The sequence below is a fragment of the Neorhizobium sp. SHOUNA12A genome, from assembly GCF_023006505.1.
In the GTDB taxonomy this organism is placed as follows: domain Bacteria; phylum Pseudomonadota; class Alphaproteobacteria; order Rhizobiales; family Rhizobiaceae; genus Neorhizobium.
This window is the reverse complement of record NZ_JALBGV010000025.1, coordinates 1-14,095: the sequence shown is the minus strand read 5'-3', so window position 1 is coordinate 14,095 and position 14,095 is coordinate 1. Positions and strand designations below refer to the sequence as shown.

The following is a 14,095-nucleotide window of genomic DNA, read 5'->3' as shown; positions in this document are numbered from 1 at the left end:
GTCCCCGTCACGCGAGCGGCCGCGTCGAGCCCCGTTGGATGAGATCGAACGGCAGCTGGACGACGCGGCTCGGCAGGCATTCGTCGTTGATGGCGCGAATGATGAGATCCGTGGCGCGATAGCCCATCTGGAAACGCGGCACACGGATGGTCGTCAGCCTCGGTTCGGCGCAGAGCGCAAAATCCAGGTCGTTATAACCGCAGATCCCGAAATCATCCGGCACGCGCAGTCCCGCCCGTTGCGCTTCGAACAGCGCGCCGAGCGCAAGATCGTCGTTCTGGCAGAATACCGCGTCGACATCGGGCGCCGTTTCCAGCAGCCGCTTGAAGAGGTCGCAGCCGAGCTGCATGCTCGTTTGCTTGTGCTCGGTCATGACGAGGCCCGGATCGTAGAGCCCCGCTTCCTGCATCGCCAGCGCATAGCCATCATGCCGTCGCTGGGCGCGAAGGTCGCGGCTGCCGCCGATCAGGCCGATGCGGCGATATCCGCAGGCAAGCAGATGGCGCGTCGCCGTCTCCGCCGCCCCGCGATGATTGATGCCGACCGCGATACCCGAGGGCAGCAGGTTGAGATCGACGATCTGAACCACCGGGCATGGCGCGCGCTCAAGCAGATCGCTGACCCGCTGGTCCTGCAATCCCGTCAGCAGGATGCCGGCCGGATGCTGCGACAGGAAAAGCTTGACCTGACGGTATTCCTGGTCCGCATCGTGGTTGGTATTGGCATACTGGATGCGGAAATCCGTATCGCGCACCGGTTCCTCGATGCCGCTCATGATGCCGAGATAGGCATGATTGGTCAGCGCCGGCGCCAGAACCCCGATAATGCCGTTGTGGCGGCTTGCGAGCGCCCGGGCGGCAAGATCGGGCACGTAACCCATCTGCTCCACCTGGCGGAGGATCTTCTGCCGAAGCGGTTCGGACACCTTTTCCGGCTCTCGCAGGGCGCGGGACACGGTGATCGAGCTGATTCCGAGAACATTGGCGACATCGAGCAGGGTCACCCGTTCCGATCTGGCGCGTCTAGGCGGCATGCGCTTTACGGCCCTCTCCCCTGCCAGGTGCAGGCACTACCGCCGAAGCGGTTCCTGAGCCGGAAGGTCTTTCAACAAGTTACACGTTCCCGCCGCCATGATGCATTAGCGGGATGGCGATCCCTAGTATAATCTCGCCCTGCTAAAGTGCGGGTTGTGGATAAGACCGATCCAGCGGCCGGGTAGCTAAACGCTTCCTTGAGGGCTGCCGGCTCCGGTCTTATTTCGGAAACGACCACAGGACAGGAAGTGTCGCCTCGGTGACTTCCGACACCAGATGATGGTCTGGCTTCACCGAGAACTGCGTCGCAATCTTATTCGGAAAAATCTTCTGGAATAGCTCGACTGTGAGGTCCCCATGGACTTTCAAGACAAACCGAGCGGTGTCTTCCACCCATTTCCCGTAGCTCTTGAGGAGATCGCCCATCTCCTCACCGTTCTTACTTCCTTGGGAAAGCCTTCCGAGGAGTACTTGCTCGCCAATGAGGTAGTTAGCGTTCCCTTGCTGTTCTGCCAGGTAGATAACGTGGTCCTCTGCGATGTCGGCCTTCATCATCAGATCGGTAATAGGGCTGACGAGATAATGTGACGAGGCATTGTTCCGATACCATTGAGCAAGCTCGTAGGCATCGCCCACGCGATATATGCTTTCGGCTTCATCCAGGGTCGCCTTCACCAAGGGAAGCATGATGGTGTCGTTCGCCTTTTTACATCTGGTGTGATAGGCCCCGAGCATGTTGAGGTACTCATAGATTTTGGCTCCGAGGCCACGCTCGATCATCTGAAGCTGGGAGAACACGAACTCCGTCATCGCGTCATCTGCATTCGCAGAAAGCTTTGACTTGCTGTTTAACGCCATCAGCAGCAATCTCAAGGACAGTGATATATCGTTGATCGCCAAGCACGACGTGACAAGAAAACCGGAATGGAGCTTGGGCACCTGCCTGAGTTCAGTGGTGGTGAAATCAATCCGGTAGAGGCGTTCTGATTTCATCGGATACTTTTCCCACTGGGTAACAAGAACTACTTCTTCCCGGAACTGTAGCCAGCCTTGAATTCATCGACAGCATCCGACAGGGGCTTGGTGGCGCTGTCCCACCAGCTTCCGACCTCACCTACGACCTTACCCGCCACGGCACCGACGTCCTTCACGGTTGTCGTCTCCTTCGGTTCGATGCGCTTCAGGATCAGCGCGAAGCGGTGCTCGCAGGCGCTGGATACCTCACGGGCATTTGCTACGTTGGGAGTCCACGTTTCCAAATCGCGCCGTGCGACCGCCCATCCCGCAATGACGTCGTCCCGGGTGTAGCCTCCCGACTTCTTCGTGACCCTGTTGACCCGTCCCGCGCAGTCAATATCGGCTAGCCGTTCGAACGGTAGCGATCCAACGGGATCGATTGCTTGGTAGCCCAGTGCCACATGTTCAATGGCCCGTTGTCGGATAGGATGATCGGGGTATCGTTCATTAACGATGTCCAGCGCGCCCCAGTCCATAAATGCTGCATCGATAATCTGCTTGCTCTTCTGCGCTGGAGTGGCCGAGGACTTCTCTGCGGCGTCCAGCCTGGCCAAAACCGTATTCCGGAAGGTATCGACCTTCGCCTCCTCCTGGCGCTGTTTGTAGAGGTTCCAGGCGAACATAAAGCCGAACCAAAGAACGACAATTACAGTCCAGAACTTCGCCTTGCCGCTCATATCAACCCCTCCGCGCAGCGAGAACATTGCACCAGTAGAAGCGGTATTCGCAAGCCGCCTGCTGGCGAAATTTGCGCCTATCATTTCCAAGTCAAACTATCTCACGAGCGCCCGTTCCGAGTGCTGGGAGAAACTACATGAGATCTTTGCCCTACTGTCCATCCTCTTTATTGAGCTTAGGCTGACCCATCACATCGACTGGCACTGGGTTGGGGCCTCGCGCTGGTATTGGTGCGCTCACGGTCGTGTTCCTCGCCGGATCGTGTCGGACTTGGCGTCGGCTTGATCAAGGGGGTCCGAGCCCGGTTCGGCTATGATTGAGCCGAACGCCTCTTCGGAGGGCTTTTTACGTTGGCAGCCTAATGCGTACCAAAATCGTATCGTTAGGGATAACGTTAGATGTAAATGCTCGGGCAACATTAGTAACCCTGCTTTTTTGGCAATGAATACCAAGGGCTACAGCTGGTCGGAGTGGAGTGATTCGAACACTCGACCCCCACGTCCCGAACGTGGTGCGCTACCAGACTGCGCTACACTCCGTGACCAGCGGCGCCTCTATAGACCAGCATTTTTCATTGCACAAGCGCCGCTCATGAAAAATATGCGACAGCTTCGCGATCGCGCACGCCCTCGCTCCGGAAAGGCGGAAAACTGGGGCGTTGCAAAAAAGCGGCGCAGGAGAAATTTGATGTCGAGAGGCGTTCATCGCCTCGCGAAGCCTAACAAAAATCTGTTACGTGCAGTCTCGAAAGACTTGCCTCAAAAAGCCTCAAAAGCCTTGCCTCCCGGGCACAACAGAAGACATGAAGGATTTTTCACGATCATGAGCCGCCGCGTCCTCGCATCGACCGCCCTTTTCGCGCTCGCCCTTTCGGCCTGCACCACCGTCAGCGTTGCCAGCAATCCGATCGAGAGCCGCTGGGTGGGCCACTCGGCCGGCGAGTTCTTCGCGAAGTTCAGCCCGCCGATCAGCGACACCAGCGACGGTTCCACGACCGTCTATACCTGGCGTGGCGGCTATAATCGCATCAAGCAGCAGGGCGGCCGCAGCGCCAGCGTCAGCTGCACGGCGAAGATCACCGTCTCCTCCAGCTACGTGATCCGCGACATCACCATCATTTCCGATCGTCCGGGCGCCAACGGCCCGAGCTACTGCACGGAACTGCTGGCCGCCAGCTGAGGCGAGCGAGCCCGCGATAGCGGATCCACGTCATGAAAGCCACCGGCCGTCGCCCAACGGGGTGACGGCCGGTGGCTATTTTTGAATGCGCCGCAGCAAAAGCGGTGCTAGACCTCTCCAGCGCCTTGAACGGCGCAATCGATGCGATCCGAGTGGCGCAAACCGGCAACGCCGTTGTGGCCATCGTCGATATCGCATCAGGCGCGGAGGCCCGGCATGGCGGAAGACGTTACCTTCGATATGGAATTCACTCCTTCCTACGGTGTGCCGGTCAGCGTGGCCGAAGGCGTGCAGCGGCTGACCGTCAACAATCCCTCGCCCTTCACCTTTCACGGCACCAATAGCTATATCGTCGGCGGCTCGTCGGTGGCGGTCATCGATCCGGGCCCGGAAAACGAGGCGCATTTCGAAGCGCTGATGGCAGCACTGAAAGGCCGCGAGGTCACCCATATCTTCATCAGCCACACGCACCGCGACCATTCCCCGCTTGCCCGTCGGCTGAGCCAGGAGACCGGGGCGCCGACCGTTGCCGAAGGCCCGCACCGGGCCTCGCGGCCGCTGCATGCGGGCGAAGTCAACCCGTTCGCCGAAAGCGCCGACACCGGCTTCGTGCCCGATATCATAGTCGCGGATGGCCAGGTGATCGAAGGCGACGGCTGGGCGCTGTCGGCCGTGCATACGCCGGGCCACACAGCCAACCATTCCGCCTTCGCATTGGAAGGAACCGGCGTCCTGTTTTCCGCCGACCACGTGATGGCCTGGGCTACAACAATCGTCGCGCCGCCGGACGGTTCGATGGCGGATTTCATGGCCTCGATCGAAAAGCTGCTGCCGCGCGAGGACCGGATCTTCTTTCCGGGCCATGGCGGGCCGGTGAAGGAACCGGGATCGTTCCTGCGCGGGCTTCGCACCCATCGGCGCATGCGCGAACGCGCCGTGCTGGAGCGCATCAAGGCCGGTGACCGGCTGATCCCCGACATGGTCAAGGTGATCTATGCCAGCACCGATCCGCGCCTGCATGGAGCGGCGGCCCTTTCGGTGCTTGCGCATCTGGAAGACCTGGTCGAGAAAGGCCGCGTGCTGACCGAAGGCCCGCCGTCGCTTGCGGGTACTTACTGGCCGGCTTGAAGCGTGCCGCAATCCTTCGGATTTAGCATGACCCGCTTCAAATCCTTAGTTTCTCCGCATGTCGTTATCGCAAAACCGCTGCACACTTTTGCCCGACATGCTTTAGTTCCCGGCGATTCCCAGAAGTTCGGTATCGAGCCGGTCAAGAAAATCCTCGGCGATCGCCTGGCTCATTCCCAGATCGTGCGGGCCGTAGCGCGAGGCGACCCGGATATCGACCGAGGTCGTCTCGGCCTCTTCCCGCAGCCGGATGACGAGGTCGAAACGCAGGCCGAGGATCAGGGTGCGGGCCTCGCCCTGCAGCAGGACATCGCCGGAATTGACGAAAACCGGTGCGAGCGAGGGTTCCGGGCGCGGCAGCGGGATCGGCGCCACGTCCGGCACCGGCGCCTGTTCGTCCTGCGGCGCGGGACGCTGGGAGATATCCGGCGCGATCAGCTCGACGCCTTCCTTCTTCGTGATCGCGATGCGGGCGGAAAGCACCGCCTTCTGCACACCCTGGTAGACGCGGTCGAGCGCGCCCTCGTAACGCCTGCCGGTGAGGCCGGGATAGGCGGCGAACTGGACCCGCCGATCGGCAGGCGTGATCACCGTCGCGCGCGGCAGCCATTTCTGGCTAGCCTTCGGCTCAGCGACCCATGGCGGCGGGTCGGCAATATCGGTGGAAATGTCGTAGAGCGGCGGCAGGGTGAAATAATAGAAGGCGCCGGTCGCCACCACCGCGAGCGGAACCACCGCATAGATCAGCCCTTTCGTCGCCGCAACGCCGCCGCTTGCGCCGACCTGCCAGAGCCGCATCAGGCCGATCAGCGACAGAGGCACGGAAACGGCGGCGATCGCGGCTGAAAGAAAGAGCAGAGCCAGGAAATCCGGAGTCGCCAGGGGACCGAAACGATGTGCCAGCGCGGCGATCACGAACAGCGCCAGAGCCGAGAAGGCCAGCCTGCGGGCCGTATAGGCCGAATGGGAAACGGGCCGGACAAAACGGACGGGCATGGGATCGGCAAAGGCTCCATGGCAAAAGCGCTCGCTCCTGTGTAAAACAGCTTCGCCCGGAATGGAATCCCAAGGTTGCAGCCCGGCCGAATGAAAAGGAGTTCATCTCATGCGCCCTCACCGCCTTCTCCTCATCGCCTCGCTTATTGCCCCGCTGGGCGCCCTGCTGGCCGGCTGCCAGACGATGACGCCGGAGGAACGCCGTGCGGCGGACGAGACCACCTGCGCCAGCTACGGCTTCAGGCGCGGCACGGACGCGATGGCGCGCTGCATGCTCGATATCGAACTCGACCGCCGCGCCGAAGGGCGCTCGATGCAGTCCCGCGCCGATGCGATGATGTGGCGGCCGATGGTGGTCGAACGCCGGGTGATCGTGGAGCGGCGCTAGGCGAAAAAGCGTAGAAGTTTTGCGGGCGATCGCCGAAACGCAGGCGCGATCGCCCGCCGGGAACTTCTTCTGCTGTCGAATTGTTTGGGTCTCCCAATAAGTCGACGGCTTGAAGGACGTTTCCCATGGCCCATTCGCCCACCCATTATTCCACGACCTCCCATTCCCCCCATTCGACGGCCCGCATTGCCCGACATCCGATCCATCCGATGCTGGTGCCCTTCCCGATCGCGTGTTTCGTCGGCACGCTTCTGACCGATATCGCCTATTGGCGAAGTGCGGAGATGATGTGGGCGAATTTTTCCGCCTGGCTGATCAGCGCCGGCGTTATTCTCGGCTTGATCGCGGCGATCGCCGGGCTTGTCGATTTCATCGGCGACCGGGCGATCCGCAGCCAACGCCCCGCCTGGCCGCATGTGATCGGCAACCTGATCGTGCTCGTCATCGCCACGATCAACATGTTCATCCACACACGCGATGCCTGGACCTCGGTCGTGCCCTGGGGGCTGACGCTCTCGGCGGTCACGGTCGTGATCCTGATCGTCACCGGCTGGCTCGGCTGGTCGATGGTCTATCGCCATGGCGTAGGAGTAACCGAATGATGTCCATGATTTCCTCCAGAGGCGCCGGACGCGCCGCCGCTGTCGCGCTTCTTTTCTCCTCGACCTTCCTCGTGGCGGCACAGGCCGCCGACGACTTCGATCCGATGAGCCAGGTCGGCCCCAACCCCGTGCTTCCAGAACCGCAGCAATATCTGTTTCCGCCGATGCACCTCGCCAAGGTGGTTGGCTGGAAGCCCGGCGAAACGCCGACAGTAGCGGCCGGGCTGAAGATCGAAGCGATGGCGACCGGGCTTCAGCATCCGCGCTCGCTCTATACGCTGCCGAACGGGGATATCCTGGTGGTGGAATCGAAGGCGCCCGGGCTCGAACCTGTCAAACGGCCGAAGGACCTTGTGATGGGCTGGATCGAGTCGATCACGACGGGCGGCGGCGGTGAAGGCGGCGAAAGCAACCGCATCACCCTGCTGCGCGATGCCAATGGCGACGGCAAGCCGGAAACCAAGAGTGTGTTTCTCGATCACCTCAGTTCGCCATTCGGCGTGGCGCTGGTCGGCAGCGACCTCTATGTCGCCAATACCGACGCGATCATGCGCTATCATTACAATACCGGCGACACCAGGATCACCGATCCCGGCACGCGGCTGACCGAGCTTCCGGGCGGCCCGATCGACCACCACTGGACCAAGAGCCTGGTGGCAAGCCCAGATGGCTCGATGCTTTATGCCGGCGTCGGCTCGAACAGCAACATTGCCGAGAACGGCATGCAGGCGGAGAAGGACCGGGCGGCGATCTGGGAGGTGGACCGGGCGAGCGGCCGTTCGCGGATCTTCGCGACCGGCCTTCGCAATCCGAACGGGCTGACGTTCGAGCCGGCCACCCATGCGCTCTGGGCCGTCATCAACGAACGTGACGAGCTCGGGCCGGATCTGGTGCCGGACTACATGACCTCGGTGAAGGACGGTGCCTTTTACGGCTGGCCCTACAGCTATTACGGCCAGCATGTCGACCCGCGGGTGCAGCCGCAGCGGCCGGACCTGGTCGCCAAGGCGATCCCGCCGGATTATGCGCTGAGCTCGCACGTGGCGCCGCTGGGCATGACTTTCTACACCGCCGATGCTCTGCCGGCCAAATACAAGGGCGGTGCGTTTGTCGGCGAACACGGCAGCTGGGACCGCGACAAGTTCAACGGCTACAAGGTCGTGTTCGTGCCCTTCAAGGACGGCAAACCGAACGGCAAGGCGGAAGACGTGGTCACCGGCTTCCTCAACAAGGACGAGGCGGCCCGCGGCCGGCCGGTCGGCGTCGCGGTCGACAAGGCTGGCGCGCTGCTGGTTGCCGACGACGCCGGCAATACGGTCTGGCGCGTCACCGGTGCGCAGCAGACGGCAGCGGTGAAATGACGATCACCGGCGGTATTGCAGCTCGATCTTCAGGCCTTCCGGACCATAGACGAAGATCTGGCCGATATCGGTATCGGGTATGGCGTCGTGTTCAAAGCGGTAACCGGTCGCCGTGATCCGCTCGACGGCGGCGTCATGATCGTAAAAGCCGAAAGCCACATGGTTGAACATGCCGGGCGGAAAATCGTCGTCACGGGTGACGATGCTCAGATGAATGAAGGGATGGCCGTCGAGATAAAGCCAGCGGCCCGGGTCGGAAAAGGGCGGCCGATAGCCTTCCTCGGCCCCGAGCACCTTGCCCAGGAACGCGACCATCGCATCGGCGTCGCGCGTATGAATGTTGACGTGGTCCAAGCGCGGCATGTTTCCTCCCTGTCGCTCCCGGCGGATAAGCTAACACGGGAAGGTCGTCGTCCTAAACCCCCACGGGCAGAAACGGAAAACGGCGGACCTCAGAAATTCTTCATGTCGTAATGGGGAATGCCGACGTCGAAGAATTCTTCGCCATAGGCCTTGAAGCCGAAACGTTCGTACATGGAGATCTTGTCGCTCTGGGCCGCCAGATGAAAGCGGTTGCCGCGGGCTTCTCCATGCGCTTCCATGGCAGCGCGGATCATGGCACTGGCGACGCCCTTGCCGCGCCACGGGCTGGTGACGGCGACCCGGCCGATCTTGGCATGATCTTCCGCATAGATGACCCGCAGCGTGCCGCAGACCTCGCCCGAAACAACGGCGACGAAGTGGAAGGCGGTCAGATCGTCGGCATCGAACTCCATGTCAGCGGGCACGTTCTGCTCGACGATGAAGACCTCCCGGCGGAGGCGGAAACCCTCGTTGCAGAGCGTGCTGAAGACGGGCACGGCGAGAACGGTGACTTGGTTCATGATGGTCTCCTCGGCTGCATTTCCGAACGCCTATTTGTTTTTTCGGCGACGGCCGGCATGACATAAACATCCCCAATCGGCTTTTAAAAGCCGATTCGATCTGCCATGATCCTTCCATGAGCGAACCGCAGAAGCCAATCTCGATTGAAGATGCTATTTCGCCGGCGCCGACGGAGGCAGCCGACGACCTGCACGCGTGGCAGGTCAAAAAACTGGCAGAGCGAAAAAAGTCGGCTGATGACGGACGATTTGCTTCCGCCGAGACGGTGCGCGCGGTGATCCGCAAATTCATCCCCAATGGATGAACTCGTCTGGCTGGACGAGGCGCTGCAAGATCTCGATGAGATCGGCTCTTATATCGCACTCGACAATCCACAGGCTGCCGAAAACGTGGTTCGCCGCATCGTGGAAGCTGTTTCCATGCTGGCGTGGCACCCGAAAGTCGGCCGACTGACTTCGGATGGAGATACACGGCGCCTCACCATTGCCGGCACCCCCTATATCGCGTTTTATCGTCTTCGCGAACGAGCGGAGATACTGGCCATATTTCACGCGTCTCGAAAATGGCCGGACCATCTGAAATAGGGGATGAACCCTTGGCTCATCCCTTCCTCCTTTCGATCGCCGCCTGAGCCGCCGCAAGGCGGGCGATCGGCACGCGGAAGGGCGAGCAGGAGACGTAGTCGAGGTCGGCATTCTCGCAGAAGCGGATCGAGGCGGGATCGCCGCCGTGTTCGCCGCAGATGCCGAGCTTCAGGTCGTTGCGGGTCCGGCGGCCGCGTTCGGCGGCCATCTGGATGAGTTCGCCGACGCCGTCGAAATCGAGCGAGATGAACGGGTCGTGCTCGATGATGCCCTTCCTCTGATAAGTGGGGATGAAAGCCGCCGCATCGTCGCGTGACATGCCGAAGGTCGTCTGGGTCAGGTCGTTGGTGCCGAAGGAGAAGAACTCGGCCGTTTCGGCGATCACGTGGGCGCGGATGGCGGCGCGCGGCAGCTCGATCATCGTGCCGGCGAGATAGGCGATCGGAACGCCGGTTTCCTTGGCGACATCCTCGGCAACGCGGTCGATGACGCCCTTCACGTAATCCAGTTCCTTGCGCAGGCTGACGAGCGGCACCATGATTTCCAGCTCGACCGGTTCGCCGGTCGACTTGCCGGCCTCGACCGCCGCCTCGAAGATGGCGCGCGCCTGCATTTCGGCAATTTCAGGATAGGAGATCGCCAGCCGGCAGCCGCGATGGCCGAGCATCGGGTTGAACTCGTGGATGGCGTCGATGCGGCGGGCGAGGAAGGCTGGCGGCATCGCCATCGCTTTGGCGACTTCGGCGATCTCTGCTTCCGTCTTCGGCAGGAATTCGTGCAGCGGCGGATCGAGCAGGCGGATCGTCACCGGCAGGCCGTGCATGATCGAGAACAGCTCGATGAAATCCGAGCGCTGCATCGGCAGGAGTTTTCCGAGCGCCTCGCGGCGGCCCTTCTCGTCTTCGGCAAGGATCATCTCACGCATCACATGAATGCGGTCGCCTTCGAAGAACATGTGCTCGGTGCGGCAGAGGCCAATGCCTTCGGCCCCGAAGGAACGGGCGGCGCGGGCGTCCTGTGGGGTGTCGGCATTGGTGCGCACGGTCATGCGGCGGGTCTTGTCGGCCCAGGCCATAAGCTTGCCGAAATCGCCCGACAGCGCCGGCTGGATCATCGGCACCGCACCCTTCAGCACCTGGCCGGACGAACCGTCTATCGTCACCGTGTCGCCGCGCTTCAGCGTCATCCCGCCGCTTCCGATCAGGAGTTCGTTGCGCATGTCGACGCGCATCGAGCCGGCACCGACGACGCAGGGAATACCCATGCCGCGGGCGACGACTGCCGCATGGCTGGTCATGCCGCCGCGGGTGGTCAAAATGCCTTCGGCGGCGTGCATGCCGTGGATGTCTTCCGGGCTCGTTTCGATGCGCACCAGGATGACCTTGCGGCCTTCGTGCTCCGCCTCGACCGCCTCCTCGGCGGTAAAGACGATCTCGCCGGTCGCAGCGCCGGGGGAAGCCGGCAGGCCGGACCCGACCACGTGGCGCTCGACGCGCGGATCGATGGTCGGGTGGAGAAGCTGGTCGAGCGAGGGCGGCTCGATGCGGCAGACGGCCTCTTCCTCGGTGATGACGCCTTCCTCCACCATGTCGACGGCGATCTTCATCGCCGCGCGGGTGGTGCGCTTGCCGGAGCGTGTCTGCAACATCCACAGCTTGCCGCGCTCGATGGTGAATTCGAGGTCCTGCATGTCGCGGTAGTGGATTTCCAGCCGGTCGCAGATCGCCTTGAATGCGGCAAACGCCTCCGGCATCAGCTTTTCCATCGACGGCTTTTCCGAGCCGGAGGCGATACGCCCCTCTTCGGTGATCGATTGCGGCGTGCGGATGCCGGCGACGACATCCTCGCCTTGGGCATTGACCAGAAATTCGCCGTAGAGCTCCCGTTCGCCGGTCGAGGGGTTGCGGGTGAAGGCGACGCCGGTCGCAGACGACGAGCCGAGATTGCCGAACACCATGGTCTGGACGTTGACCGCCGTGCCCCATTCTTCCGGAATGCGGTGGAGCATGCGGTAGGTCACGGCGCGCGGGTTCATCCAGCTCGAAAAGACGGCACGGATGGCGCCCCAGAGCTGCACATGCGGATCCTGCGGAAAGCTGGTGTCCAGCTCGTCCTCGATCATCCTCTTGTAGAGGCTGACGATATGCTGCCACTCGACCGCCGAAAGATCGGTGTCGTAGTCGTGGCCGAGGCGGGCTTTTTCGTCTTCCAGGATCTCCTCGAAGATCTCGTGGTCGAGGCCCATGACCACATCCGCATACATCTGGATGAAGCGGCGGTAACTGTCCCAGGCAAAGCGCGCATCGCCGGCATCGTGCCCGAGCGCCTGCACGGTCTCGTCGTTGAGGCCGAGGTTGAGGACGGTGTCCATCATGCCCGGCATCGAGGCGCGGGCGCCGGAGCGCACCGACAGCAGCAGAGGCTTGACCTTGCCGCCGAAGACGCGTCCGGTCTGGCCTTCGATGACGGTTATCCCTTCGAGGACCTGCGTCTTCAGGTCATCGGGAATGGTTCTGTTGTTGTTGAAATAGAAAACGCAGGCATCGGCGACGATGGTCAGTCCCGGAGGAACAGGCAGGCCGAGGCTTGCCATCTCGGCGAGATTGGCGCCCTTGCCGCCCAGCCGCTCGACATCCGCGGCGCGGCCCTCCGCCTCGCCGCCGCCGAAGCGATAGACCCATTTCGACATTGCTGCTCTCCACCCGTCGCAGTCTTTTACGCATAACTACAAGTTTTATGACGGTTTGGAAACGGATATGGGCAGGATTATGTTGCGCCGCAACAAAAGCGGTCGAATGCGGTTCCGAAACGGGCTTGGGAGCGCTTAAAAACAAAGCTTTGCGGGGCCGGATCACAGGCGGCCCCGCAAAGCTTTCCGCCCGGGACAGGAAACCCGGACGGGGGGTGGGAACTTTCAAGTCGGACTGCGAAGCGTATGGACGCTCAGGCGCGTTCCACTTCCACAGTCAACAAAACAACAATAATCCGAAAATTACATCCCCCATATGGGTGATTCTACGTAGATGCAGGTAAATTTATACCGGAGACATAAAGTTGAAAATTGATCCTCGTCAATGACTGGCAAAAATCATGTGCGACGGAACGGTCAACCCGCCTCAACCGGACCCGCTCAGCTCGCCTCGCGCAGCAGTTCCGCGGTCTGCAGATCGACGGAAACGAGCTGAGAAACGCCCTGTTCAGCCATTGTCACGCCGAAAAGGCGGTTCATGCGGGCCATGGTGATGGGATTGTGGGTAATGATGATGAAGCGAGTTTCGGTGGAGGCCGCCATCTCGTCCATGAGATTGCAATAGCGTTCCACATTGTGGTCGTCCAGCGGTGCATCCACCTCGTCCAGCACGCAGATCGGCGCCGGATTGGTGAGGAAGACGGCGAAGATCAGCGCCATCGCCGTCAGCGCCTGCTCGCCGCCAGACAATAGCGTCATGGTCTGCGGCTTCTTGCCGGGCGGGCGGGCGAGGATTTCAAGGCCCGCCTCGAGCGGATCGTCCGATTCGATCAGCTGCAGCTCCGCCGTGCCGCCGCCGAAGAGATGGGTGAAAAGCCGCTGGAACTGCTCGTTGACCACGTCGAAGGCGGCCAGCAGCCGTTCGCGGCCTTCGCGGTTGAGGCTCTGGATTGCGCCGCGCAGCTTGCGGATGGCGTCGATCACGTCGGCGCGCTCGCGCATCAGGTTGTCGAGCTTGTCGGAAAGCTCCTTCTGCTCTTCGTCGGCGCGCAGGTTGACGGCCCCAAGCCGTTCCCGCTCCATGCGCAGGCGATCGACCTCGCGCTCGATCTCGCGGACGTCGGGCAGCGTCGAGTCGGGCTTCAGGCCCGCCAGCCGCAGGACCTCGTGCGGCGGGACATTGAGCGTTTCGCGGATACGGACCTCGCTCTCGTGGCGTTTTTCCGCCGCCGACACCAGGCGCTCCTCGGCACGGCCGCGTTTCTCCCGCGATTCGGCGAGTTCGGACAGGGCAACGACGGCGATCCGGTCGGCTTCGCGCTGATAGGTTTCCGCCTCGGCCAGCCGATCGGCAGCGGCGCGGCGGGCCTCCTCCGCCTTCTGGAGTTCGGTCAACAGCGCACGGCGCTTGTCGTCGAATTCCTCGGGCGCGGCTTCGAGATCGGCGATCTCTTCGCGGGCCTCTTCCTCACGTTCTCTGAGGCTCTCGATATGATCGGCGGCGCTCGCCGCCCGAGCCGTCCAGGAGGCGCGCTCCTGCGCGATCGCGGCAAG

At 62.0% G+C, this 14,095-nt stretch carries 14 protein-coding genes, 1 tRNA gene and 1 pseudogene; 7 read left to right on the top strand and 9 right to left on the bottom strand.

Translation table 11 applies throughout. From position 1 onward, the window contains the following. Positions 1-7: 7 nt before the first annotated feature. The 4 genes from MOV63_RS13545 to MOV63_RS13530 all read right to left on the bottom strand — a co-directional run bounded on the left by MOV63_RS13545 (position 8) and on the right by MOV63_RS13530 (position 3,268). Positions 8-1,033, bottom strand: a complete 1,026-nt coding sequence (locus tag MOV63_RS13545; RefSeq protein WP_247034206.1) for a LacI family DNA-binding transcriptional regulator — start codon at positions 1,031-1,033, stop codon at positions 8-10. A 220-nt stretch (positions 1,034-1,253) separates the two neighbouring features. Beyond that, positions 1,254-2,027 carry a hypothetical protein gene (locus tag MOV63_RS13540; RefSeq protein ID WP_247034205.1) on the bottom strand — a complete coding sequence of 258 codons (774 nt, stop codon included), beginning with the start codon at positions 2,025-2,027 and terminating at the stop codon, positions 1,254-1,256. A 29-nt stretch (positions 2,028-2,056) separates the two neighbouring features. Beyond that, a complete protein-coding gene (locus MOV63_RS13535) occupies positions 2,057-2,728 on the bottom strand; it encodes a hypothetical protein (protein ID WP_247034204.1) in 672 nt (223 codons plus the stop codon). 463 nt (positions 2,729-3,191) lie between these two features. Then, positions 3,192-3,268 (bottom strand) — tRNA-Pro (locus MOV63_RS13530). Positions 3,269-3,551: 283 nt separating this feature from the next. On the opposite strand from MOV63_RS13530, the gene MOV63_RS13525 reads away from it, so the two are divergent. Beyond that, on the top strand, positions 3,552-3,908 hold the full coding sequence (locus MOV63_RS13525) for a hypothetical protein (RefSeq protein ID WP_247034203.1): 357 nt from the start codon (positions 3,552-3,554) through the stop codon (positions 3,906-3,908). Between the two features lie 216 nt (positions 3,909-4,124). Continuing rightward, positions 4,125-5,036, top strand: a complete 912-nt coding sequence (locus MOV63_RS13520; protein WP_247034201.1) for an MBL fold metallo-hydrolase — start codon at positions 4,125-4,127, stop codon at positions 5,034-5,036. Between the two features lie 102 nt (positions 5,037-5,138). On the opposite strand, the gene MOV63_RS13515 is transcribed toward MOV63_RS13520, so the two are convergent. Beyond that, positions 5,139-6,032, bottom strand: coding sequence for a DUF1499 domain-containing protein (locus MOV63_RS13515; protein WP_247034200.1), 894 nt, complete (start codon positions 6,030-6,032; stop codon positions 5,139-5,141). Between the two features lie 109 nt (positions 6,033-6,141). Here MOV63_RS13515 and MOV63_RS13510 point away from each other — a divergent pair, with 109 nt between their 5' ends. From MOV63_RS13510 to MOV63_RS13500, 3 genes are all read left to right on the top strand, one after another. Then, positions 6,142-6,420 (top strand): hypothetical protein, encoded by a 279-nt coding sequence (locus tag MOV63_RS13510; protein ID WP_247034199.1) that lies wholly within the window; start codon positions 6,142-6,144, stop codon positions 6,418-6,420. Positions 6,421-6,545: 125 nt separating this feature from the next. Beyond that, positions 6,546-7,022 carry a DUF2231 domain-containing protein gene (locus tag MOV63_RS13505; protein ID WP_247034198.1) on the top strand — a complete coding sequence of 159 codons (477 nt, stop codon included), beginning with the start codon at positions 6,546-6,548 and terminating at the stop codon, positions 7,020-7,022. Beyond that, positions 7,019-8,383 carry a PQQ-dependent sugar dehydrogenase gene (locus tag MOV63_RS13500; protein WP_405029332.1) on the top strand — a complete coding sequence of 455 codons (1,365 nt, stop codon included), beginning with the start codon at positions 7,019-7,021 and terminating at the stop codon, positions 8,381-8,383. The genes MOV63_RS13505 and MOV63_RS13500 overlap by 4 nt, the downstream gene beginning before the upstream one ends. A 3-nt stretch (positions 8,384-8,386) precedes the next feature. Here the strand turns inward: MOV63_RS13500 and MOV63_RS13495 are convergent, their stop codons facing one another. Beyond that, positions 8,387-8,746, bottom strand: a complete 360-nt coding sequence (locus MOV63_RS13495; RefSeq protein WP_247034197.1) for a VOC family protein — start codon at positions 8,744-8,746, stop codon at positions 8,387-8,389. Between the two features lie 89 nt (positions 8,747-8,835). Continuing rightward, positions 8,836-9,267, bottom strand: coding sequence for a GNAT family N-acetyltransferase (locus MOV63_RS13490; protein WP_258719190.1), 432 nt, complete (start codon positions 9,265-9,267; stop codon positions 8,836-8,838). 116 nt (positions 9,268-9,383) lie between these two features. On the opposite strand from MOV63_RS13490, the gene MOV63_RS13485 reads away from it, so the two are divergent. Together MOV63_RS13485 and MOV63_RS13480 are read left to right on the top strand one after the other, a co-directional pair. Continuing rightward, positions 9,384-9,572: a hypothetical protein gene (locus MOV63_RS13485; RefSeq protein ID WP_038584365.1), complete on the top strand. Its 189-nt coding sequence runs from the start codon at positions 9,384-9,386 to the stop codon at positions 9,570-9,572. Then, positions 9,565-9,852: a type II toxin-antitoxin system RelE/ParE family toxin gene (locus MOV63_RS13480; RefSeq protein ID WP_247034196.1), complete on the top strand. Its 288-nt coding sequence runs from the start codon at positions 9,565-9,567 to the stop codon at positions 9,850-9,852. Before MOV63_RS13485 ends, MOV63_RS13480 begins: the two co-directional genes overlap by 8 nt. A 16-nt stretch (positions 9,853-9,868) precedes the next feature. Here MOV63_RS13480 and ppdK read toward each other — a convergent pair whose 3' ends face one another. Next, positions 9,869-12,541, bottom strand: coding sequence for a pyruvate, phosphate dikinase (gene ppdK / locus MOV63_RS13475; RefSeq protein ID WP_247034195.1), 2,673 nt, complete (start codon positions 12,539-12,541; stop codon positions 9,869-9,871). Positions 12,542-12,982: 441 nt separating this feature from the next. Continuing rightward, positions 12,983-14,095 (bottom strand): annotated as a pseudogene (locus MOV63_RS13470) (chromosome segregation protein SMC); the annotation flags it as partial.

Excerpts from the sequence above, each read along its gene's own strand:
- MOV63_RS13510 (WP_247034199.1), top strand. The coding sequence starts at position 6,142 with ATGCGCCCTCACCGCCTTCTCCTCATCGCCTCGCTTATTGCCCCGCTG.
- MOV63_RS13500 (WP_405029332.1), top strand. The coding sequence starts at position 7,019 with ATGATGTCCATGATTTCCTCCAGAGGCGCCGGACGCGCCGCCGCTGTC.
- MOV63_RS13515 (WP_247034200.1), bottom strand. The coding sequence starts at position 6,032 with ATGCCCGTCCGTTTTGTCCGGCCCGTTTCCCATTCGGCCTATACGGCC.
- MOV63_RS13485 (WP_038584365.1), top strand. The coding sequence starts at position 9,384 with ATGAGCGAACCGCAGAAGCCAATCTCGATTGAAGATGCTATTTCGCCG.
- ppdK (WP_247034195.1), bottom strand. The coding sequence starts at position 12,541 with ATGTCGAAATGGGTCTATCGCTTCGGCGGCGGCGAGGCGGAGGGCCGC.
- MOV63_RS13535 (WP_247034204.1), bottom strand. The coding sequence starts at position 2,728 with ATGAGCGGCAAGGCGAAGTTCTGGACTGTAATTGTCGTTCTTTGGTTC.
- MOV63_RS13505 (WP_247034198.1), top strand. The coding sequence starts at position 6,546 with ATGGCCCATTCGCCCACCCATTATTCCACGACCTCCCATTCCCCCCAT.
- MOV63_RS13490 (WP_258719190.1), bottom strand. The coding sequence starts at position 9,267 with ATGAACCAAGTCACCGTTCTCGCCGTGCCCGTCTTCAGCACGCTCTGC.
- MOV63_RS13525 (WP_247034203.1), top strand. The coding sequence starts at position 3,552 with ATGAGCCGCCGCGTCCTCGCATCGACCGCCCTTTTCGCGCTCGCCCTT.
- MOV63_RS13520 (WP_247034201.1), top strand. The coding sequence starts at position 4,125 with ATGGCGGAAGACGTTACCTTCGATATGGAATTCACTCCTTCCTACGGT.
- MOV63_RS13540 (WP_247034205.1), bottom strand. The coding sequence starts at position 2,027 with ATGAAATCAGAACGCCTCTACCGGATTGATTTCACCACCACTGAACTC.
- MOV63_RS13545 (WP_247034206.1), bottom strand. The coding sequence starts at position 1,033 with ATGCCGCCTAGACGCGCCAGATCGGAACGGGTGACCCTGCTCGATGTC.
- MOV63_RS13480 (WP_247034196.1), top strand. The coding sequence starts at position 9,565 with ATGGATGAACTCGTCTGGCTGGACGAGGCGCTGCAAGATCTCGATGAG.
- MOV63_RS13495 (WP_247034197.1), bottom strand. The coding sequence starts at position 8,746 with ATGCCGCGCTTGGACCACGTCAACATTCATACGCGCGACGCCGATGCG.